The following is a 23944-nucleotide window of genomic DNA, read 5'->3' as shown; positions in this document are numbered from 1 at the left end:
AAAAGACCCATTCGTGGGTCTTTTTTATGCTTAAAACTAAGTAAAATTTTGAATTAAATATATTTATTTATACGTTGTAATTTAGATTTCGTGTAAATTTAATATGAATGTACCTAAAAATCGAGTATACATAAGGGTTCAAAAAAGTAGATAAATGAATTTAATGCTACTATATAGATGTTTATCTACAGATTTTATGTTTTAGATTTTTTGAGAATGATGCTTTATGCAAATTTACTTAGCGAGAAATAACCAACAAGCTGGACCATATACACTGGAACAAGTCAATCAAATGCTTGCAGACCAACAAGTCTTACTCACAGATTTGGCTTGGCATCAAGGCATGACTGAATGGAAAGCTTTGGGTGAACTCACACAAGGTAAACTTGTCTATGAACCTACAGGCTATGTTGCACCAGTTTCACTCAATAAAACTGAACCTTTTTCTCATCCTTCTACTGGCGCATCTACAAATAAAGCCAAACAAGAGGTAGAACTTGCATCACTGCCTTCTCGCTTTTTAGCTAAAATCATCGACTTATCTTTTTGGTTACCTGCTTCTATTATTTTAGGATTATTCTTAAATAATGACCAGATCCAAAAACTTTCTAGTCTACAAGAACAAATGCTTGCCAAAGCGCAAAGCAATGATGTGAATCAAGTTCTAGAAATACAATCTCAAATGTTGGCACTTTTTCCTGATCACGCATGGATTGCGATGTTTAGCTATATTTTCCTGATGCTCGCTGTTCAAGCTTACTTTCTTTCTAAGTCAGGACAAAGTATTGGCAAAAAAGCATTAAAAATTAAAATCGTAGATGAAGAAAGTAATGAAAAAGTCAGTTTTTTACGTGTATTCGTGCTACGCTCAATCTTGTTTATTGTAATTTATCGTTTTTTAGGTTTATTTGCGATCGTAGATCTACTCTTTGCTTTCAGTAAAAAACGACAAACATTACATGATAAATTGGTTAAAACCAAAGTCATCAAATAATATTTTTTCTATTTTTATAAAGGATGTAAAAGCATCCTTTTTTACACCTATATAGTATTGATTTTTTTTAAAAATATTTAAAAAACAAATTACAAATGCAAGTAAAAAAAGTGGTTTTTGTTACAGTGATTTAATGCCCTTTTACATATAGCTAAGTTTGTCGATATAAGGCATAATGCCCAACAACGTCTGAGTGTCACATCATTGAGAATATTTACTATTTGTGATTAATATTCATTTTCAATCATGCGACACTTTAATCGCTATCCCATATTTAATAGGGAATGGGACTCTTCACCGAGGTTGTAAAATGAGACAAACAATTTTAGCTGTATTGTCTTTATCTACGCTAGCTGCGCTCTTAACTGGGTGTGGTGGTGATATGGTACTACTAAACTCTAAAGGTCCAGTTGCTGAAGGTCAAAGTAACCTGATGATGACTGCGATTTATTTAATGCTTTTGGTCGTAATTCCTTCGATCATTATGGCGTTAGTGTTTGGTTGGAAATATCGTGCGTCAAATAAAGATGCAGACTATAAACCTACTTGGGCACATTCAACTGCAATTGAAATTGTAGTATGGGGTGTTCCTGTAATTATTATTGGTATTCTTGCGTATTTAACATGGTGGGGCTCACATAAATATGACCCATACCGTCCGCTTGAATCTGACAAAGCACCTGTAACTATTCAAGTTATTGCCGAACAGTTCAAATGGATATTTATCTATCCTGAGCAACAAATTGCAACTGTTAACGAAATTCGTTTCCCAGAAAAAACGCCTGTTAACTTTAAAGTGACTTCTAACTTTACAATGAACTCTTTCTTCATTCCTAAGTTAGCGGGTCAAATCTATGCAATGGCAGGTATGCAAACTCAGTTACACGTATTAGCTGATGAAACTGGCGTATACCGTGGTTTCTCTTCTAACTATAGTGGTTATGGCTTCACACAAATGCGCTTTTTAGCTCATTCAGTCACTGAGCCAGAATTTAACAACTGGGTAGAAGCAATTAAAGCAGGTAAAGCGAATTCAATTAACCCTGAAGCTCAACAAAAAACTGTTTTAGATGCAGCAGAGTTTGCAACGCTTAAAGACGGTGACCGTTCTAAACATCAAATTGAGAACATGGTCAAAAATGCGCATACCCCAGAAGAAAAAGCACTTGCAGAAGAAGCTGAACGTAAAGGTCCATTCCCTACTAAGCCGTATCCTGTAACTTACTATTCTTCAGTTGAGCCTAATTTGTTCGAAAGCATTATCAATAAATACATGAGCAACTACCACGGTGCGGATCATTCTGTACAAGCGGGTGCTGAGCATGTGAATGCTGAACATGCAACTGCTTCAGTAGAGGAATAAGACATGTCTGTATTATTCGGTAAACTCAACTGGGACTCGATCCCTTATCAAGAGCCAATCGTACTTGTAACCATGGTGATCATGGCTTTGGGTGCGGCTGCGCTTCTTGGTGGTATCACCTATTTCAAAAAATGGGGCTACCTGTGGAATGTATGGTTTAAATCTGTAGACCATAAAAAAATTGGTATCATGTATATCATTGTATCAGTCGTCATGCTTGTACGTGGTTTTGCTGATGCGATCATGATGCGTCTTCAACTGTTCCTTGCAAAAGGTGGCGGTGAAGGTTACTTACATCCTGACCATTACGATCAGATCTTTACTGCGCATGGCGTAATCATGATCTTCTTCGTAGCAATGGGTCTTGTTGTTGGTATGATGAACATCACTGTACCTCTTCAAATTGGTGCACGTGACGTTGCATTCCCATTATTAAACTCTTTGAGCTTCTGGTTATTTGCTGGTGCTGCGGGGCTGATGATGGCATCACTTGTATTAGGTGAATTTGCTGCGACAGGTTGGATGGCTTATCCTCCTCTTTCAGGTATTCAATATTCTCCTGGTGTTGGTGTTGACTACTATATTTGGGCGCTTCAGGTTTCAGGTTTAGGTACGCTTTTAACGGGTGTTAACTTCTTCGTTACCATCATTAAAATGCGTGCACCAGGTATGGGTCTGATGGACATGCCGATCTTTACTTGGACTGCACTGTGTACAGCAGTATTGATCATTGCATCATTCCCTGTGTTAACTGCAACAATTGCAATGTTAACGCTTGACCGTTACTTCGATTTCCACTTCTTCACCAATGAGCTAGGCGGTAGCCCAATGCTTTATGTGAACTTGATTTGGACTTGGGGTCACCCAGAAGTATATATTCTGATTTTACCTGCTTTCGGTTTATATTCAGAAATCGTTTCAACTTTCTCTCGCAAAACATTGTTTGGTTACAAATCAATGGTATATGCGACTATCGCGATCACAGTTCTTGCGTTCGTGGTATGGTTACACCACTTCTTTACAATGGGTGCTGGTGCCAACGTTAACGCGTTCTTCGGTATCATGACCATGATTATTGCGATCCCAACGGGTGTGAAAATCTTCTCTTGGTTATTCACCATGTATAAGGGTCGTATTACATTTACATCACCAATGTACTGGACACTTGGCTTCCTTGTGACTTTCGGTATCGGTGGTTTAACTGGTGTACTTATGGCTGTTCCACCAGCTGACTTCTTAGTACACAACTCGCTATTCTTGATTGCTCACTTCCATAACGTAATTATTGGTGGTGTGGTATTCGGTATGTTCGCAGGGATCACTTTCTACTGGCCGAAAATGTTTGGTTGGAAGTTAAATGAAACTTGGGGCAAAGCATCTTTCTGGTTCTGGTTCTTTGGTTTCTACTTCTCTTTCATGCCTTTATATATCCTTGGTTTTATGGGCATGACACGTCGTCTAAACTCGTATGACAACCCAGATTGGGATCCATATTTAGCAATCGCATTCTTTGGTTCTTGTTTGGTTGCAATAGGTATTTTCTGTTTCATTATGCAAGTTGTAGTTGGTTTCTTACAACGTGAGCAAAATATTGATTATACAGGTGACCCATGGGATGGTCGTGTGCTTGAGTGGTCTACCTCATCTCCTGCGCCATTTTATAACTTTGCACACCTTCCAAAAATCAATGGTATTGATACTTTCTGGAATGACAAAGAAAATGGTGTAGCGTATGCACGCCCTACCAAATATGAAGATATTCATATGCCGACTGACCGAGCTGCAGGCTTTGTGATGGCAATGTTCATTACTGTAATGGGCTTGGCTTTGGTATGGCACGTGTGGTGGCTTGTTATTGCAACTTTCTTAGGTGCTGTGATCAGTTTCATCGTAAGTTCATTTACGAAAAAAGTGGATTACTATGTACCTGCTGCTGAAGTAGAACGTATCGAAAATGAACGTTATGCTTTACTTGAAAAACACTTGAAGAAGGACTAAGACAATGGCTGAAGTACTTCATCACGATAACCACGGACATGATGAACATCATCATCACGATGATACTGACATCACTGTCTTTGGTTTCTGGACATACTTGATGAGTGACTTGATTTTATTCGGTACACTCTTCATCGCGTTCGCTGTATTAAGCAGTCATATTCCACCTGGAACACCAAGTGCAAAAGATTTATTTGGTGAGTCTTTAGGTTTCGTTTTAACTGAAACTTTCGCTCTCTTGATTTCTTCTGTGACTTTTGGTTTTGCAGTACTTGCTTCATACAAGAAAAATGTGGGTCAAGTTTTAACTTGGCTCGCGATTACTTGGGTATTTGGTGCAGCGTTCATCGGCATGGAACTTTATGAATTTAATCATTTAGTTCATGCTGGTCATGGTCCAAGCACAAGTGCGTTCTTATCTGCGTTCTTTACCTTGGTAGGTACGCATGGTATTCACGTAACTTCAGGTTTGGTGTGGATGATCGTGTTAATGATTCAAATCAAGAAAAATGGTTTGACTTTACCAAATACACGTCGTCTTGCTTGCTTAAGCTTGTTCTGGCACTTCCTTGACATCGTATGGATCTGTGTATTCAGCGTCGTTTACTTAATGGGAGTTATCTAATGAGTCACGATCATAATTCTGCAGGTGCTTCACATGGTAATGTGAAACAATATACGATTGGTTTTATTGTTTCTGTATTACTTACCATTGTTCCATTCTATATGGCAATGCATCCAGCTGACTTCGGTCGTGGTGCGATTGTAGCTACGATTGCGATTACAGCTGTGGCGCAGGTTCTTGTGCAATTGGTTTTCTTCTTGCACATGAATTCCTCATCAGAACAACGTTGGAACGTGATTGCATTCATTTACACCATCTTGTGTATCGCAGTTCTGCTCATCGGTTCTGTATGGATCATGAACTACTTACATTCAAACATGATGCTCTAGGGTGTCATGTTGAAGAAATATTTATTCCTGACTAAGCCAGGAATTCTCTTCGGTAACTTCGTTACCACTTTGGGCGGCTTTTTTTTAGCCGCTCAAGGTTCTGTAGATTTCCTCTTACTTCTTCTTACCCTGCTCGGTACAACATTGGTTGTGGCATCGGGCTGTGTAGTCAATAATGTCATTGATCAAGACATTGACCAAAAAATGCAACGTACGATGAATCGTGCTTTAGTCAAAAAAACCATCAGTCCAACAGTTGCATTAATGTTTTCTGCTGTACTCGGTATACTTGGCTTTGCTTTGTTGTGGTTTTTTGTCAACGCCTATGCTTTTGGCTTTGCTGCACTTGGCTTTTTCGTTTATGTGGTGTTATATAGTCTATGGACAAAACGTACAACCATTCATCAAACCATCATTGGCAGTATTTCGGGTGCAAGCCCACCTGTAATAGGGTATACCGCTGTTTCTGGTGAATTTGATGTTGCTGCTTTACTCATTTTTTTGGCATATGCATTTTGGCAAATGCCACACTCATGGGGAATAGCGGTCTATCGTTTTGATGACTATAAAAATGCGAATATTCCCATTCTGCCTGTAGCACGCTCAATTTATCGTACAAAAGTTGAAAGTCTGATTTATGTACTATTATTTGCTGCAGTCTTAAATGGTTTATATTGCTTTGGCTATACCAATATTTTCTTCTTGATTATCTTTAATGCGATGTCTGCCTATTGGGTATATCTATCAATTATTGGCTTCAAAGCTGAAAATGACCAAGTTTGGGCAAAACGCTATTTCTTATATTCTGTAATTTTAATCACAGCATTAAGTTTTAGTTTTAGTTTTAGCTATGTATCCCCTGCCCCACATCTTCCAATTTTTTAAAAAGATAGAGTTTGCTCTATCTTTTTATTTCAATTCCAAATATTCAGTAGATTCAAAAATACATTAGTTATCTAATAATGCACATAGGCTATGACTATTAATTTTGTTCATATTTAAATCAAAAGCTACAACACCTAACAAAATAAGAATGTAATAGAATGGTATTATCACAACTTAGACAACTCTCACCGTTGAATATGAAGCAATGCTCGGCGGCATATAAACATTCTGCCAAACTGAGTTTACATAGCCAAAAATATTTTGTTACTTTAATTATTATTCTTAAAAATATTATTCCAAATGAATTTGCTGTTGAATACGAATGATACGTTGCTTAAACCTATGTGTTAAAGCATATAAAATAAGACTCAACAATAAAAACAATGCTGCAATACCCAATAAAATCTTTTGAACTATTGCTGACCAATACTGTGCATTTTCAATACGAGGGTGTAATTTTTCAGTAGTTGTTGTCACTGATTTTCCATAAACAGCATGCTGCATTGCCCACAATTGCTCAGATTTAAAACCATATTCAAAAAAATGAGGATCTGTTCTTTCAGCCTGAACCAATTGTGCAACATAGGCAGTTGCGGCATCTTGATCTTGTGGTTTATGCAGTAATGCAGCTTGCCCTAGTAGATAAGCTTTTACAGGCGGTGCTGTTTCAGATTGTTGCAAATACTGAAAAATATGACTTTGTTGAATATTACGGTCATAATGCACCAGTTTTTCATAGGCAGATTGTTCATTGTCACTCCAGTCATACTGCACATAAGTCAAACCTGTCCACAAAATAGCAAATGCAATGATCCAAGCCACAAACTTAAGTACAAAAGACTGAAAGCGCACTAAGAAAAAACGAAATTTCTTTAAAAAACCCACAATAAAAAAAGCACCAATAAATGACACTACAACTTTCAGCAGTAACCAGCCAAACCATGAAAATAAATTCATAAGATAATTGGGTTGATCAATATACGCTTGTAAGTTTTGATCAACACTCAAAGGAATATGTAGTTGAGAAATATTTTGTGTCAAACCTAAAAAATGAAAAACCACATCCTGCTGAATAAATAAACTTAAAGCAGTCGTGATAAAAAGTACACAACTCAGTACGGTAAATACATTCAACTTACTCTGACGTTGCTTTAAGCGCATTAAACCCGTTTTTAAATCTGCTGACTGCACAGGATAGTCATCTTTAAGTGACAATATGTTCTCCTAAAAACTTAAGACGAATGTGTATTTTCCAAAACCAATTGTTTCAAGTTGCTTTGTAAGGCACGAATGCGCTCAGATGCTTCCTCACGTTTTTGTACACCTTCTTTCTGGATTTGGATTACATCATTAACAGTTTTAATGAGGGTATTTTGCACATGTTCAAGGGTTTCAATATCAATCACAGAACGTTGATTGGCTTTGGCGGTATCAACTGAGTTCTGATGCAGCAAATCTGCATTACGCTTCAATAAGTCATTGGTTGCATCATCAATGGTATTTGCCAATTGCACACTATTACGTTGCTCATGTAATGAAATCGCTAAACTAATTTGGTTTTTCCAAGCAGGTAAGGTAATATTTTTAATCGCATAAAATTTATCGACCAACATCATATTATTTGATTGGATAATACGAATCATCGGCAAAGTTTGCATGGCAGACTGTTGCAATACTTGTAAATCACTCACCCGTTTTTCTAAATTATTCGCCAAATGATTCAAATCATAAATACGCTGATGTGTTTGTTGATCTTGTTCCTGTGAAGTAAGCGTTGAAATCTCTTGCTGTAACTCTTGCTGTTTTAACTTTCCTGCCGCAATATAAACGCCGAGTTGCTTATATTCCTCTTGCACCGAGTCAAACATTTTGTCTAATGTACTAACACGTGCTTTTAAACCATTTTGCGAAGTTTCAATTTCTTTAACCAAACTGTCGATTTGCTCTTTGGTCGAATGAAAATGCTGATCAAAACTTTGCTTGGCTCCTTTAAACTTGCTCAAAATACTGCCAAAAAAGCCTGAATTTTTGGATTGATTTAAAATACTCGTGGTATTTAATTGCTGTGCAACTTGCACGACTTGATTGAGTTTTTGTCCTGTTGCATCAAGGTCTTTATTTTTAACCAAATCCAATAGCTCATCTGTATAAGATGAAGTTTTCGTTGCAATATTTTTACCATATTCGGCAACAGCGTGATGATCAATATTAATCAACTCTTTTTGTGCATTTAGCACTTCATTATAATCTTCAGAATTTAACCCAATTTCTTTTAAACTCAATTGCTCATAACGCTGCTGCAAATCTATAGAAGATGCAACAACAACATTTTTATCTAACTCACTCATAACTCTACCCTATTTCTGCTCTAATGATTTTTTCAATGATGTAATTAATTTTTCACGACTTTTGTCAAGTTCTTGTACAGATGCCCGAGACTGCTGTTCAGCATTTTGCTTTAAATGATATTGCCAAGCGGGAATCAAAACTTGCTGCGCCTCTTTAAAGCGATCCATCAAACTTAATGACAATTGTTGTGTCAGTTGCATCTGTGTCAGCGCAATATCATTACTGGCTTGTAAAGTTTCTAAAGTATGAATTTTTTTGGATAATCGTTCTTCAAAATTATCCAATGGATGTCTATTTTTAACAAATGCTGGATATTCTCCTAGAAATTCCTGTGCTGCACGAATATATTTCGCCATTTGTTCACGAAACCCTAAAGCTTGTTGATAACGTGATTGAGATTTTTGAATCTCGATTGCAATTTTCTGATTTAAATAATTGGCTTCCTGAATTAACACATCCAAGTCTTTAAAATATTTAACTTGACCTGCACTAAACTCTAAATCTAAGCCTAGCCATTTTTGCAAAGCATTAAATTTACGTTGTTTTAATTTTTTTTGTGAATTAGATAATTGCTCAATAATTTGTGCAATAACCTGACTCAACTTTTGAGTTAAATGTGTATCCACACCATTTAATAAAACCGATTGTGCTTGAATGAGCTGGTCTGCATACAAATTTAATCGACTTTGATTATCCAATAACGGAACCAAATCATTACGTTTAATCGACAACAAATCTTCAGGATCAATCTGAATTTTTTGTAAAGGGGTCAGTGTAATCAATTGGGTCATGGCAAAATCATATAAAAATATACATCTATGTATGGGTGGTAAACTTGATAAATACAAGCTTTATTTAAACTTATAATACAATTTTTAGTGTTTCAATATAGTAATATGTAAACGCTTATTTTTTAAAATAATCAATAATAAAAAAACCAGTGCGAACACTGGTTTTTTCGAATGCTATTTAATTATTTTGTATTTTGTTTTTATAACGACGATAGCCAAGTAAAGTGAACAAACCCAAAATACCAAATCCGCCAATCGCACCACCACCACTATTGCGTACACCACTATCTGATGTTGCTGTGTTGTTTAGTTTTACGGTTGCTTCATTGGAGATCTTACCATCCGCATCATAGACAGAATATCCAAATTTATAACTAAAAGGATCTAATATATTTTTATACTGAACGGTAATTTTACCACCATAGCAATTATAAACTCGATCTTCACCAGGGCATGGACCACTGCGCTCTGCGCTAAAAATTAATGGGTCAATCTTAGTGGTTATACGAATTGCTAAATCTTGCCCATTTGCATCGGTATAATAAGGTAATTTTTTCTTTTGTTCAGTGGTTAAAGCACTCACTAAACCATCACCATCATCATTAACATAATTGAGTAAATCAACTGTAATTTTCTTATCTGAACCTTCTTTTACTGTAAATTCAGCATTTTTGGCAAGCGGTGAAATATTACTAAAAGTGCCTAAAATGTATGCCGAAGAGGTTTTACTTGCATCAGTTTTAAGCTGCAAGGTGTATTGACAAAATTCTTTGTCACCAGTTGGAGTAATATTATCATCCACTCGCCACATTTTAATCAGACCTAAACTCGCATCCCATTCACAAAATAAGTTTTTATCAGGAATGATGGTTTCTGTATTACCACTAATATTACCTATACCTTTTGCAACTGCTGTGACTGTATAATTGTCTGCAGTGAGATGTTTAATTTCTCGCCCACCATTTGGCAAAAGATTTTCATGCGGTAAGTTTGTCACAAATGGATCAAAGAAAATTGTACGATATTTCTGTTTAGTTTTTACCGTTAATAAATTTTCAAAATATTTTTTCTGTTTTTGATAATAAGGTAAAAGCTCAGGTTTCGTGGTTTTATCTTCTATTAGTTTATTAAATAGATCTAAATTTTCTTGATAATTATCCAGCAACTCTACCACTGAATCATTACTTAACTCTGCTTTAAATGCTGTCAAACGGATTACCTCCGTTGAACCAATATCACAAGAGTTCGATTTATCCGAGGTTTGAGCATTTTTATCCGAATCAACTCGCGCCACACCACGCTGATCAGGGCTACTGCAACCATACAAACCTGTATCCACTAAATCTGTAGCTGTTTTTTGATCTCGTGGGAAATAAACGGGCTGGAAATTGGTATATTCTGAGGGTTTTTGCAAATCACTCAGTACTGTTTCAAAGCTCGTTGTACTTAAGTCCACTGTGGTTGGAGTAATATCTTTTTTGAACAATTCAGGGAGTTCACACTCAGCATTTGCACTAGCAGCATCTAAAGCTAAGGCATTATGGTCTAATGATAAGTTCAAAATCTTGACCGTTGCTAGATCGTTGTCTGCATAACGACAAGACTTGCCTGCACCATTATACGCTAAAACATTATATCTCAGTGTCTTAGCCGCAGAGCCATTGTATAAAAATGTTGCCCATGCTGAGTTTTTTACAATGGTATTACTTGCCAGTGTCAAATTCGAAAGATCACTTAATTGAACTTTGCCACTTGGGGTCGTTGAACTAAATTGAATAATACTCCCTGCGTTACTATTAGCAATGTTTTGAGTAATGGTATTGGCCGTAAACTGTACGGAAGGTTGCCCACATAAGGCAAAAGCACTCTCACTTTCCACCGAACCATTATTTAAGAAACTTGCACGCAAAATATCAATTTTTCTTTTTGAATAACCCAAATTATCATTACAGGTCATTGCTAAAACACTACCTTTGACCGCTTTATTGGCTTGGAACACGCCGCTATTAATCGTTAGATTGCCACCATCACTTAAATAAATTGCACCCCCTAGTTGAGCATTTGCATTTTCAATCGTGACGTTATTTAAAGTGGTCTCTCCACCTAGATACAACGCTCCTCCTGAGTTATTACGCTCATTTTTACTTGAACCATTGACTAGCTTTATATTTGATAAGCTAATACTGGGTTTATTAGAATTATTGGTATTGATAATGCGTGATAAACCTTGAGCATTAATTGTTGTTTTTGACGCAGTGATTGCAGGATAATCATTGGTCAAAACATTAACTTTTTCATAATCAAAAGGGTCTTTACCCAAAATTGAAATTGAAGAACTCGGTTGTAATTCTGAATTTAATTTGTATTCACCTGCTTCTAATTGAATAATATTTGTTGAAGTGGCATATTCTTTCCCAGCATTACATCCACCAAATGCCTTATGTGTTGCTGCGGCAGTTATTGCTTCACGCAAAGAACACTTGTCTGGATTTTCACCATTTTCATCGGCAAATGTTGTCACATAAATGGTTGTATCCTCTGCTGCCATTAAAGACATTGCAGATAAAACCATCAGTGCTAATATTCCTTTTTTATAATGTTTCATCATTCATCCTTTTGTTATTTTTTAGTTCGGCGTAAACCAATCAATCCAAATAAAGTAAATAATGCAATGATACCAGCAGCACCACCTGAAGTTTTTACTTGTTTATCTTCAAAGGTATTGGGTGGATCCTGTACAACTCGAGAACTAATCGCAATATATGGTTCTGTATTATCATTAAAATAAGTAGTAGAAGTCACGACTTTAATCTGAAACTCATCCGAACCATGCCAATTACCATTTGGAACATAGGTAATATCACCATCTTGAGTAAGATTTAAGGTTCCTTTAGATGGCGTGTTGGTCTGAATGATTTTTAAACAGCCCGGTTTCCAGGTTGTACCCTCAGCAGGTTTACCAAACAAAGCAGTACACTGTGCTGGAGTAACTAATTCACCATCTTGTAGTTGGTCTGAGATACTAAATTTGGCCGTTTGACCATAAGTAATATCTTCACCTACTGTAGAGGTATTGCTGGTATCGACTGTTAATTCAATCGCACCACGATCACAGAGAGTTCTATCTGCTAATCTTTGTTTATTACGTTGATCTACAACCAAGCAGCTAAGTAAATCATTGTTTGCTAGTCCTTTATTTACAATAGGTGAATCTGCAACACTTCTATAACTTTCAAGTAAGCGAGGTTTAAAGTAACTGATCACAGATTCTTTAGCAGGATTATATGGACATAAAATTCCTTTAGAACTTAAATCGCATTTTCCTTCTGTCGAACTACCTGCAATCAGTTGAGTATCTCCTAAAGCTTGTGCACCTGTGCCTGCACAGCCAACTGAATATAAATTATTCGTGATATGATTGGCATCATCCCCTGCAATAATTTTACAGTCTTGTGAACCATTCTTCGCAAGAATACTGTTTGCGACATAGGCTTTTTTATTTGGGGCATTCACAATCAACCCCATACTATTTAAAATCATAGTGATATTATTAACTTGCATATCATCTAAGACTTTAATCACGTAACCTTTATTATTAAAAATAGTACTGTTGAATATCCCTCTAAAGTTTTTTTCAAATGCTAATCCTTTACTTATTTCCTCACTAAATGGCGCTTTAACTTCAAAAAGTGAAGTATTGGTATCTGTATTTTCATTATCTCTAATCACAGATTGAGATACAGCAAATTGGGGGGCTTCACTATAAATTACACCACCTTGTGTCGCTTTATTACCTTTAATAAAGGAGCTAACAATGTTTACTGAACTCCAGTTATAATTTTTAATATCAGGTATTCCTGCATTATAAATTGCACCACCTTGTTCAGCAGCACCATTTAACAGCCGAGCATTCGAGATGGTAAGTTGTTCATTGTTATAGATTAAACCACCCATTTTTTCACAAAGATTGGCGCCACACCCTTGTAAAGTTAACTCAGAAAAATTAACAATAATTTTAGTATCTTTATTGGCTTCATCTTTTTTAGGGTCACCTGTCGGTAGTGCGACTTTTTTAATATTAAAAAGTCGGTGATTACCAGATGCCTTGATCACAGCATTTAATAAACCTGCTTTATTTTCTGTATCCGTGACATTTGTGTCATAAACTGATTTAATCGCTACAGTTTGAGCAATCGAAATTTCACTTTTTAAAAGATATTCTTCCTTGCCTTTTAATTCGATTATCGCGGTGGATTCCTTACCACCACAGCCATTTAAACCTGCCTCAGGCATGCCTTTATTGACATATTCAATTGCTTCACGAAGGGAACATTGGTCATCTGCTTTAACAACATCTTCTGTTGTCGTCACCACAATATTTGCACTAAATGCATGACCAGTAATACATAATAATCCTAAGCCTATGCCCCGTTTGAGCATTATAGTCTCCTTGATTTCTTTTAATTATTTCTTATAAGCCAGCATAAAGCGTTGCTAACATTCCTTGTGCGTACTTTGTCACAGCTTAATAAAATTCTCAAGAATTTTATTGTGGACGGTACTCATCAATCAATGCATAGATTTGTCTGAGTGTTGCGTGAGAAAGTTTGGTTTTCTCACCCTTCAATAATTTTTCTAAGCGATCGACAGATTGTAAGAGTGTACTGGTTTGATGCGAACCATGTAATAGCAGATATTCCGTTATTTGTGGGTCAAAATGTACACCCCGGCGCTCAAGTACAGAATGCAATAATGATTGCCGATCTGCATAGGAGTGACCACTCGGTAACTTTACACTGACTGCTTGGGTTAAACGTGATTGTAAATCTGGTAATTCTAATTTTAATTCAATGGGGGCAAAACGAGATGAAAAGACCAATTGTCCCCCACCTTCATTATTATTATTAATTAAATGAAATACTGCTTTTTGCCAATGTGGGACACCACTGATCGCCTCGATATCATCTAATGCCACCAAATCATAGCTTTCTAAAGCACTAATGGCTTCAATCGGTGCATCCAATAGCTCTAAAAGTGAAACTTTAATTGCAGATTTACCAACATCTAAATAAGAATCACAGATCGCAGACAATAAATGGCTTTTGCCTGTCCCAGCACCACCATAAATATAAAAGCGGTTCATCAAACCGGCATGTAGTTGTCTTACTGCATCAATTACAGGTCCCCAACCTGGACCAGAAAAATCGCTGATTTTGGCATCCAGTTGTGGCTCTATATCCAACTGTAATTGACGCATATTTTTTCATTTTTCCTTAAAGTGGATCATTATTTGGTTTTGTTTCAACATTATCTTGCGTGTTTTTAATCTCAAGATCAAGATCGACATGCTCACTTTCTACAGAAACCGTATGACTCTGACCATTATTTTCAACGAGAACTGTTGAAGTTGGACTTTGGTAGAGTGAACTTCGTTCATACCATTCTCGTGCATGCTTTAACAAGACTGAAATAACCGCTGCCACAGGCAAAGCAATTAACATCCCTAAAAAGCCCGCCAACTGCGCACCCGCCAAAACAGCAAACACCACTGCTACAGGAGATAGACCAATTTTATCCCCCAATAAGAAAGGTTGTAACACATAACCTTCGATAATTTGCCCTACACCAAAAACCACTAAAACTAAAATCAGATGTGTCCAATCTAAACCAAATTGGAACAACGCTGCAATGATGGCTGCGATAATGCCCACACCAAAACCTAAGTAAGGAATAATACTACATAGTCCCGCAACCATCCCAATGATCAGTCCAACTTCCAAACCGACCAATTGCAAACCGACTGCATAAACCACACCAAGCAAAAACATCACTAGGAATTGTCCTTTAACAAATGCACCTAAAACACTGTGACATTCATTCACAATTCTCATCGTGCCTTGCTCATAATGGCGAGGAATCAAGCCTTTCATACTCGCAAGCATGCGATTCCAATCTAGTAAAAAGTAAAAAGCAATAATTGGAATTAAAACAATCGTTCCACCAATAGAAATAAAGCTTAATCCAGACTGGGCAATTTTTAATGCCATCGCTTGAATACTGTCTGCACTATAGTTGGTTTGCACATAATCCATAACCACTTTAGAGATCTGATCGGTATCCAACTCCATGCGCTCCACATTAAAGGTTTGTGAAACCCAAGGTAAAAAGGTGTAGTTTATCCAATGAATACCTGCTGGAATGCTATCTCGTGCGTAAATTAATTGTTTCCACACCAAAGGAACAACAAACCAAATTGCCCAAGTCAACACAACCCCAATACCAATAAATACAACCGAAATCGCCAACCAACGCGGTAAAAAATTATCGAGTTTTTCAACTATAGGACTAAACAAATACGCCAATAAAAAAGCACCAACAAATGGGATCACTACAGGTTTAAGCAAATATAAAACCCATAGAATCAGTGCAATTCCTGCGAGAATGAAAATTCGTTTTAATGTCCGATCGTGCATACAATCACGCCTTTTTCAGGTTTAATCATTATAGAAAGTAAAATATTTGAATAAAGATAGCATTTTAGTTCAGAAATAACATAAGAGTTTCGTATATTCGGGTATAATCTCGGCGCGAATGCGGAGACTTCAAATATGAGCAACTCAACTTCTACCCCAAACACTGGTTTAAGCTATAAAGACGCTGGTGTCGATATTGAAGCGGGCGACGCACTTGTCGATCGTATCAAATCTGTCGCTAAACGTACTACTCGTCCAGAGGTGATGGGTGGACTCGGCGGCTTCGGCGCACTTTGTAAAATTCCTAAAGGTTATGAAGAACCTGTTCTCGTATCTGGCACAGACGGTGTTGGTACAAAATTACGTTTAGCATTAAACTTAAACCGTCATGACACAATTGGTCAAGACTTAGTGGCAATGTGTGTAAACGATCTTCTTGTATGTGGTGCTGAACCATTATTCTTCCTCGACTACTATGCAACAGGTCACTTAAATGTTGACGTTGCTGCAAATGTCGTTACTGGTATCGGTAAAGGTTGTGAACTTGCAGGTTGTGCGTTGGTGGGCGGTGAAACTGCTGAAATGCCAGGGATGTATGAAGGCGAAGATTACGACTTAGCAGGTTTCTGTGTGGGTGTGGTTGAGCAAAACAAAATTATTGATGGCTCTAAAGTTAAAGCAGGTGATGTTTTGATTGGTGTGGCTTCTTCAGGTGCACATTCAAACGGTTACTCATTGCTTCGTAAAATCTTTGATGTAAAAAATGTCGATTTAAGCCAAATCGTTGATGGTCGTCCACTTGCAGATGTTGCGATGGAACCTACACGTATTTATGTCAAATCAATCCTTGAACTGATTAAGCAAGTTGATGTTCACGCAATGGCACATATCACGGGTGGCGGTTTGCCTGGCAACTTACCGCGTGTACTCCCAAATGGTGCGCAAGCAGTGATTAATGAATCTTCTTGGGAATGGCCTGGATTGTTCAAACTTCTACAAAAAGAAGGTGGTGTTGAACAATTTGAAATGTATCGTGCATTTAACTGTGGCGTAGGTATGGTGATTGCTGTAGATACTGCTGATGCTGAAAAAACCATTCAAGTTTTAACTGCACAGGGTGAAAAAGCATGGAAACTTGGTTCTATCCAAGACAATGCTGAATCGGTTGAAGGCGCTGATGAAAAAATCCGTGTGATTTTTGCGTAATTCAGTTAATACGCCCATGATCAAAATTGCTGTACTGGTTTCAGGCAATGGTAGTAACTTACAAGCCCTGATGGATGCCAATCTTTCAGGTGAAATTGTTGGGGTCATTTCCAATAAACCTGAAGCCTATGCACTTGAGCGTGCGAAAAAAGCGAATATCAAGACAGTGGTGATAGAACACAAACATTACCCAACTCGTGAAGCATTTGATGCAGTGATGCATCAACAATTACTTGATTGGGATATTGATTTGGTGGTTCTTGCTGGTTTTATGCGGATTCTAAGTGCTGAGTTTGTTCACAATTGGGAAGGGAAAATGCTCAATATCCACCCTTCGCTCTTGCCACATTACAAAGGTATGCATACGCATCAACGTGTACTAAACACAGGTGATACTTTGCATGGTTGTACTGTGCATTATGTCACTGCTGAACTTGATGCAGGTCAATCATTGACGCAAGGCGTACTTAGGGTTGGTTTACATGATACGGTAGACTCGCTTGCAGATCGAATACATACCCTTGAACATTTGATCTATCCGCAAGCTGTGGAATGGATTTGTAATGGAACGATTCGATATCTGAAAAATGGTCAAGTCCTGTATAAAGGTCAACAGCTCGAGCAACCGATTCAGTTTTGTAAGTTTTAAGTATTCTTAATTCAAAAATAAAAAACGCATCTTCGGATGCGTTTTTTATTGCTTGGCAAATTTTAATGCTTTATGCAATACTCGAAAAGCATTAAAAAATAAAGAAAACAATATACATCAAAATGTTTTTACTCTGGTAGTTTCTGTATTTGTTCAGTTAATCTTAGCCACAATCTAAAAATTAAAATATATCCTGAACAAAGACTTAACAACGATCATCATCAATAAACGGAGAAAATACATGCTAAAATCAATACTCATTCCAACCTGTGCAGCTTTAACTTTAGGTATGGTGGGTTGTGCCACCATGTCAAATCCATCGACTGAACGTAATTTAAATGAACTCCAAAATAAAAATTGGGTAGTAAGTGAAATTTATGGCACAAAAATGACTGCTGATCCAACACAATCTGATGTCCCATCTATTCAATTTGATAACAGCCGTGTAAGTGGCTCTGATGGTTGTAATCGCTTTATGGGTGGCTATGCGGTAAAAGGAACGCAAATCCAATTTTCCAATCTTGCTTCGACTCAAAAAGCATGTCTAAATGCAACGGATATTCCACAAAAATATGCGCAAGCACTGACACAAGTTACTCATTATGATGCATCGAAAAAAGAATTGAAATTCTTGGATGCTAATGACAAAGTAATTTTAAAATTTGAGAATGTTAAATAAATTATAAGACACTGACTTTATCAGCTTGTTTTATAAATAATTAAAAATAAGCACTCAATTGAGTGCTTATTTTATTTTCGGTCAAAATCAATCCGATCTAGCCTAATCTTCAGGCAATTGAATCAAATCTTGTATTAATTGCACCACTTCAACAGGGTGCTCTAAAGGAAACATATGACCACCTTGTGTGACAGTAAATGGAATACCGAGTTTTTTCTGGATCGTTTGCGGAAATTTTCGGGTTAAAAATGGGCTTTCTGACCCAACCACCAATTGTGCACTAACAGGTGGCTTAGTTTTGGGTAACCACCATGAAATTGAATTCGTTCGGAAAATTTCGACTTCATCATATTTAGAAATCGTGAGCTCAACCCCGCCACGAATGTGATCCTCTGTTAAAGCATACTGAATATAATTATTAAAACACTCTTCATTAAAATGTTGATAAAAGCCTTTTGATCTTAATAATAAAGCAGCTTGCTCACGTGACTCCCAATGATCACGTCGTTTAATACTTAAACCTGCTGGGGTAATTTGATCAAGCATTTTGGGATTAAATACTTTAGTGAGAAACAGCGCAAAGGATGCTTTACCTACGATCAAGGGCGGATCAAGTAAAATTATTTTTTCAAAGAGCTCTGGACGCTTATAAGATGCCATCAGAGTTAAAACTGCACCTAAGGAATGCCCCAAACCAATCACTTTACGACCTTGCGCCTGCTGCACAATACTGTCAATGACTTGGTCTGTTAACTCATTCCAACCTTGTTTAATCGGATAACGACGATCTGGACCGATTAAAGGCACATAAATGACATCATAGTCATCTTTTAATAGCTCAAAAAGCTTTGAATATACTTGTGAGGGCACACCATTGGCATGTGCAAAATGAATGAGAGGTTTTGTATGAATTAAATTACGCATGACATCCTATTTTAGCATTGTATAACAAACAATGAGCTAAATGCTGTTCTGAAAAATCCATACTAGGCATCTAACTTCGTCTTTTGACTTGAACCTAGAAAAGCTTTATTGCATTTTAGCATCTTGCTGCATGTTCATCTTTTGAGTCACTGCTTCAGCTAAACCATTTCCCATTTCTGAACCCATACGCCCTAAAATAGAATCAAATGGACTACGCTCAACCGTATAGTTAACTGCGTTTTTGAGATTTAATTGGCGTTTCAAGCTTTCCATATTGCCACTTTTATCTGCAATGCCGAGTTTAATGGCTTGTTCACCCGTCCAAAATAAACCTGAAAAAATAGCAGGATCAGTAGATTTGAGTTTTTCACCACGACCTTGCTTAACTGCAGTAATAAAATGCCCATGAACATTGTCTAATAAAGCTTGAATATGTGCTTTTTGCTCAGGATTTACGGGTTTGGTCATGCTCAAAATATCTTTGTTTGCGCCTGAAGTCATCGTACGATCTTCTATGCCAAGCTTTTGAGCCAAACCACTCACGCCATAATTTGGCATGATCACACCAATAGAGCCGACTAAACTCGATGGATTCACCCAGATTTCATCTGCTGCAGAAGCAATATAATATGCCCCCGATGCGCCCATATCACCAATCAAAGCATACACTTTCTTATCTGGATGCTGTTGTTTTTGGTAGCGAATCTCTTGCCAAATATCGTCAGACTGTACTGGTGAACCACCTGGAGAGTTAATATTTAACACGACTGCTTTTGCAGATTTGGCTTCAAATGCTTTCTTCAAAGATTTAATCGTATCCGTACTATTTACACCTTGGTTGCTAGATTCAATCGTACCAATAATGTTGACTACGCCAAGATGCGACTCAGAGATAGAACTCGTCGAATCTTCACCACTGCTTGAGCAGCTTTTACCAAATAAAATCAAACCTAAAAGGATAAAAATATATAAAAAGGTTAAAATTTTAAAAAATATTCCCCAACGGCGACTACGACGCTGTTCCTGTACAGAGGCCAGAACAACTTTTTCCAAAAGTTTCCATTCTTGTCCCGTGGGTGCTTGTGATGCAGAAGCATCTAATTGTGTATTTTCATTCTGTGGTTTAGGTGGCCAATCGGACATACATACCATCCAAATTAATTTTTAAGGCATCATTATATACAACTAATACAGTTAAACTGTCTAAATCGACATAATTCACTTATAATAATTTACAATTCACTCGCACTTTGGCGCAGTTTTACAAATTGATAAACGATGACTGAAAAGCAAAAATCTTCTACCACACGGCTTCTTCATTTTTTTGGTCGGCAGCCCATTCTTTTTTCTAGATTTTATGCCCGTATTTTAGCTGGCATTGTCAACTTATTACATGTCTCAAAAACATCTAAGACGATTCGTTTAAACATCGAAATTTGTCTGCCACAACTGAGTAAGCAAGAAAGAGAGCGAATTACCCGCGCCGCAATCCGTAATGAATTACAATCCTATATGGAATTTTTTACTATTTGGGGCAGCTCCACTCAAAAAAATATATCCAGAATTCGTCAAATTCATGGTGAACATTTGGTTCATGAAGCGCTTGCAGAAGGTAAAGGTTTGGTGTTGATCGTGCCACATTTTGGCACATGGGAGATCATGAACGCTTGGGTCGCGCAACATACCCAAATGACCATCATGTATAAACCCATAAAAAATGCTGATGCTGATGATTTTGTCCGTGAAGCACGTAGTCGTGAACAAGCCAATTTAGTCCCTACAGATGAGTCAGGTGTTCGGCAAATTTTTAAAGCTTTGAAACAAGGGGGTACTACTGTCATTTTACCTGATCATACGCCCCATGTAGGCGGTGAAATGATTGATTATTTTGGCATTCCGTTGGCTTCAAGTAATCTGAGTGCCAAACTGATTCAAAAAACCAAAGCCAAAGCATTACTTTTATACGCGATTCGTAATGAATCTGATGATTTTGATATGTTTATTGAACCAATAAATGAACAAATTTATCAAGGTTCTGCCAATGATGGTACACATGTTATCCATCAAGCATTAGAACATTTAATCGAACGCTTCCCTCAGCATTATCATTGGAGTTATAAACGCTTCAAGGCTCACCCACAACTCAGAAATGTTTATACTTTACCCAAGGAACAAGCGATTACAAATATTAATCGTGTTAAAGCTGAAGCTTTATCTTCAACGGATTAACCATTTTTTTGAATCTCGATCATTAGACATTTGCATCGCGTGTTGAGCATCCAATTGAAACTGAATACTACCTTGTTCAATCGTATTCACAACAGGAATCTTCAAAGCTTTTAAGCGTGTCAAAACAATCGGATGGGGATGACCATAACGATTATCAAATCCTGCTGAAATTACTGCTAATTTTGGTTTTAGTGTTTCTAAAAAAGCATAAGCTGAACTATGTTGACTGCCATGATGTCCTAAAACCAAAACATCGACATCTAAGTTTGGATAATGTTGTAATAAATCAAATTCCGTTTCCCAACCTGCATCACCCATAATCAAAAAATTTTGCTGATTTTTGGCATTTTTCACTTGAATATATACGACACAAGACAATTCATTTTGTTGGGATGCAACATTACTTAAGTTAGCTTTAGGTGGCGATAAAATTTCTACTTTTACTTGATCATACTGCCAAACTTGCCCTGCATAACAGTAGTGAAAATTTTCATGTTGAAAACGTCCATCATCTTCATTCGAGAAAACTTGCTTGACCTTAATTTCTTTTGCAATCGCTGCAAATGCACCACTATGGTCTTGATCTAAATGTGACAAAATAACTTGGTCAAGCTGCTGAATCCCTTGTCTTTTTAAATAAGGTACAAGCACTTGTCTTCCAATACTAAATTTTGTTTCATCAAATGATCCCCCTGTGTCCACCATGATTTTTTGTGTCGGTAAGTTTATAAAAATCGCTTGTCCTTGTGCGACATCTAAAACAGTTAAACTAAAATCTGGCTGTTTTTGCTGTGGAAAAACGAGAGGAATACAACATACAGCGACCCATGCCTTAGAAATTACTCCTCGTGGAAAAAAGAGAATAAAAATTGCAACTGTTAAACACACGATCATCAATGGAGTAAAAGCAAACCACTGTAAATGTTGAGCAAATAATTGATCTAAAATAGTCAAAATGTATAATAAAAGTGATAAAAAACCATCAGCTACATAGAAAAAAGCTTTGCCTAAAGGCATATAAAATAAACTCAAACATGCACCGATCACTTCTAAAGGCACAACCACTGCACCAATTAGAGGAATTGCACACACATTGCTCAAAGGTGCAACCCAAGCAACTTTTTGGAAAATAAAAATTACCAATGGAAATAATGCAATAAATACTTTCCATTGTGATTCGATTAAAACTTTCAAATAAAAAATAACTTTTTGGTTAATTGTTTGATGGTCATAAGGCTGCTGCTGTAAAGTTTGGTAGACGCGAATCAAAATAAAACAAGCGCCATAAGACAACCAAAATGCAGCAGATAAAATGCTAAAAGGATCAATCCACAATAAAATGCTGGCACTGATTAGCAACATTTTTAAGGCTGAAAGGGACTGTCTAAACCAAATTAAAAAGCTACATAAAGATACCGTTAATAACGTCCGTAAAGCAGGAATTTCAAACCCTACAAATGCCGTATAAAGTGCCACACATGCTAAAAAAGGTATAATCAATAAATAAGGTCGAGGACATTTTAAATAAAATTCTGGACGAAACTTTTGAATAATGCCTTGGAAGATGAAGCAAAATAACATCGCAAAAATCAGCACATGCGGACCTGAAATTGCCAATAAATGTGAAATACCTAAGCGTTGAAATAAGTTCTGTGTATCACTTGAAAGTAAGCTTTCGTCTCCAGTGAGTAGTGCTAATAGCAATCCCTTTTGTTGTAAACTACTATTTTGAATCATTTGTCGAAAAGACAAACGCTTTTCTTCAATGTTTAATCGAATGACAGCGCCAAAGGAATTATTATTCTGCACAAAATGTGCATGGCCTAATCCAGAAACTTTTGTAGCATCTATCGGCTCTACAAACTGAGCATTTAAACTGCCCATAATATTTTCTTGTAAAAACCAACGCTCTTTATCAAATGTACCTGCAACAGCATAACTATGTGCAGGCTTTAATTTTCCTGATATTTGATAATATTTTCCGAGTGCTAAAGGCATCTGCCCTTGTTTTAAATTGACACTGATTTTAATCGGTTGCGCGGCAAAATTAAGCAACCAAACATTTTGCTTAATACGAAGTTGATCATCTACACCTGTTGAAATTTGGCTGATCGTGTTGACATATACCAACGCATTCACCTGCTCAACATGTTGTACACGTAATTTTAAGCGTTGCTCTAAGGCATGATCGGCATAATACCAACCACCCATAAAAACACTAAAACAAAGACTCAAATAAAAGATGATTTTTACAATGACATGCTTGGTCAATTTCCATTTTAGAGCGAAAGTAAGGGGGATAAAAATAATCAAAATAAGGCTGAGATATAGAGGCATCTGTAAGCTTTCAGGCAGGGTATTTCCCATACAACTGATGCCCAAAATCCAGCCTAAACTTAACCCGTAGAGATACCACATCGTTATTATTTTCTTAATCTTTTGAAATAATT

General features: G+C 36.9%; 20 protein-coding genes. 10 read left to right on the top strand and 10 right to left on the bottom strand.

Annotated features, from left to right (window positions below; translation table 11 throughout):
• The first annotated feature begins 226 nt into the window (after positions 1–226).
• The 6 genes from DJ533_RS07625 (at position 227) to cyoE (ending at position 6194) form a co-directional block, all read left to right on the top strand.
• Entirely contained in the window at positions 227–994 is a 768-nt protein-coding gene (locus tag DJ533_RS07625; protein ID WP_065994856.1) for an RDD family protein, read from the top strand.
• 310 nt (positions 995–1304) lie between these two features.
• A complete protein-coding gene (gene cyoA / locus DJ533_RS07620) occupies positions 1305–2357 on the top strand; it encodes a ubiquinol oxidase subunit II (protein ID WP_065994857.1) in 1053 nt (350 codons plus the stop codon).
• A 3-nt stretch (positions 2358–2360) separates the two neighbouring features.
• Entirely contained in the window at positions 2361–4355 is a 1995-nt protein-coding gene (gene cyoB, locus DJ533_RS07615; protein ID WP_065994858.1) for a cytochrome o ubiquinol oxidase subunit I, read from the top strand.
• 4 nt (positions 4356–4359) lie between these two features.
• Positions 4360–4980, top strand: coding sequence for a cytochrome o ubiquinol oxidase subunit III (cyoC, locus tag DJ533_RS07610; protein WP_065994859.1), 621 nt, complete (start codon positions 4360–4362; stop codon positions 4978–4980).
• Positions 4980–5309, top strand: a complete 330-nt coding sequence (cyoD, locus tag DJ533_RS07605) for a cytochrome o ubiquinol oxidase subunit IV (protein ID WP_065994860.1) — start codon at positions 4980–4982, stop codon at positions 5307–5309. The genes cyoC and cyoD overlap by 1 nt, the downstream gene beginning before the upstream one ends.
• A 6-nt stretch (positions 5310–5315) precedes the next feature.
• Positions 5316–6194 carry a heme o synthase gene (cyoE, locus tag DJ533_RS07600; RefSeq protein WP_065994861.1) on the top strand — a complete coding sequence of 293 codons (879 nt, stop codon included), beginning with the start codon at positions 5316–5318 and terminating at the stop codon, positions 6192–6194.
• Positions 6195–6485: 291 nt separating this feature from the next.
• On the opposite strand, the gene DJ533_RS07595 is transcribed toward cyoE, so the two are convergent.
• The 7 genes from DJ533_RS07595 to cxpE all read right to left on the bottom strand — a co-directional run bounded on the left by DJ533_RS07595 (position 6486) and on the right by cxpE (position 15807).
• On the bottom strand, positions 6486–7409 hold the full coding sequence (locus DJ533_RS07595; RefSeq protein ID WP_089024799.1) for a hypothetical protein: 924 nt from the start codon (positions 7407–7409) through the stop codon (positions 6486–6488).
• A gap of 17 nt (positions 7410–7426) precedes the next feature.
• Entirely contained in the window at positions 7427–8542 is a 1116-nt protein-coding gene (locus tag DJ533_RS07590; RefSeq protein WP_065994862.1) for a toxic anion resistance protein, read from the bottom strand.
• 9 nt (positions 8543–8551) lie between these two features.
• The gene (locus tag DJ533_RS07585) at positions 8552–9334 is read right to left on the bottom strand and encodes a tellurium resistance protein (protein WP_065994863.1); all 783 of its coding nucleotides are present in this window, start codon (positions 9332–9334) and stop codon (positions 8552–8554) included.
• 178 nt (positions 9335–9512) lie between these two features.
• A complete protein-coding gene (locus DJ533_RS07580; protein WP_065994864.1) occupies positions 9513–11939 on the bottom strand; it encodes a CSLREA domain-containing protein in 2427 nt (808 codons plus the stop codon).
• A gap of 14 nt (positions 11940–11953) precedes the next feature.
• Positions 11954–13774: a rhombotarget A gene (gene rbtA, locus DJ533_RS07575; protein WP_065994865.1), complete on the bottom strand. Its 1821-nt coding sequence runs from the start codon at positions 13772–13774 to the stop codon at positions 11954–11956.
• A 106-nt stretch (positions 13775–13880) separates the two neighbouring features.
• Positions 13881–14591, bottom strand: coding sequence for a DnaA regulatory inactivator Hda (gene hda, locus DJ533_RS07570; protein WP_065994866.1), 711 nt, complete (start codon positions 14589–14591; stop codon positions 13881–13883).
• A gap of 16 nt (positions 14592–14607) precedes the next feature.
• Positions 14608–15807 carry a chloramphenicol efflux transporter CxpE gene (cxpE, locus tag DJ533_RS07565; RefSeq protein WP_065994867.1) on the bottom strand — a complete coding sequence of 400 codons (1200 nt, stop codon included), beginning with the start codon at positions 15805–15807 and terminating at the stop codon, positions 14608–14610.
• 135 nt (positions 15808–15942) lie between these two features.
• Here cxpE and purM point away from each other — a divergent pair, with 135 nt between their 5' ends.
• From purM to DJ533_RS07550, 3 genes are all read left to right on the top strand, one after another.
• A complete protein-coding gene (gene purM, locus DJ533_RS07560; protein ID WP_065994868.1) occupies positions 15943–17013 on the top strand; it encodes a phosphoribosylformylglycinamidine cyclo-ligase in 1071 nt (356 codons plus the stop codon).
• A 16-nt stretch (positions 17014–17029) separates the two neighbouring features.
• On the top strand, positions 17030–17662 hold the full coding sequence (purN, locus tag DJ533_RS07555; RefSeq protein ID WP_065994889.1) for a phosphoribosylglycinamide formyltransferase: 633 nt from the start codon (positions 17030–17032) through the stop codon (positions 17660–17662).
• A gap of 241 nt (positions 17663–17903) precedes the next feature.
• Entirely contained in the window at positions 17904–18341 is a 438-nt protein-coding gene (locus tag DJ533_RS07550; RefSeq protein ID WP_065994869.1) for an META domain-containing protein, read from the top strand.
• Between the two features lie 102 nt (positions 18342–18443).
• Here the strand turns inward: DJ533_RS07550 and DJ533_RS07545 are convergent, their stop codons facing one another.
• A complete protein-coding gene (locus DJ533_RS07545) occupies positions 18444–19265 on the bottom strand; it encodes an alpha/beta hydrolase (RefSeq protein ID WP_065994870.1) in 822 nt (273 codons plus the stop codon).
• Between the two features lie 105 nt (positions 19266–19370).
• Positions 19371–20408, bottom strand: coding sequence for a signal peptide peptidase SppA (gene sppA, locus DJ533_RS07540; protein ID WP_065994871.1), 1038 nt, complete (start codon positions 20406–20408; stop codon positions 19371–19373).
• 135 nt (positions 20409–20543) lie between these two features.
• Here sppA and DJ533_RS07535 point away from each other — a divergent pair, with 135 nt between their 5' ends.
• Positions 20544–21494, top strand: coding sequence for a lysophospholipid acyltransferase family protein (locus DJ533_RS07535; protein ID WP_065994872.1), 951 nt, complete (start codon positions 20544–20546; stop codon positions 21492–21494).
• On the opposite strand, the gene DJ533_RS07530 is transcribed toward DJ533_RS07535, so the two are convergent.
• Entirely contained in the window at positions 21483–23912 is a 2430-nt protein-coding gene (locus DJ533_RS07530; RefSeq protein ID WP_081406130.1) for a DNA internalization-related competence protein ComEC/Rec2, read from the bottom strand. The two genes, DJ533_RS07535 and DJ533_RS07530, sit on opposite strands and share 12 nt — an antisense overlap.
• Between the last annotated feature and the right edge of the window lie 32 nt (positions 23913–23944).

The sequence above is a fragment of the Acinetobacter defluvii genome (genome assembly GCF_001704615.3).
GTDB lineage: Bacteria > Pseudomonadota > Gammaproteobacteria > Pseudomonadales > Moraxellaceae > Acinetobacter > Acinetobacter defluvii.
Note: the sequence above shows the minus strand (reverse complement) of the source record. Positions and strands in the feature narration are given on the sequence as shown.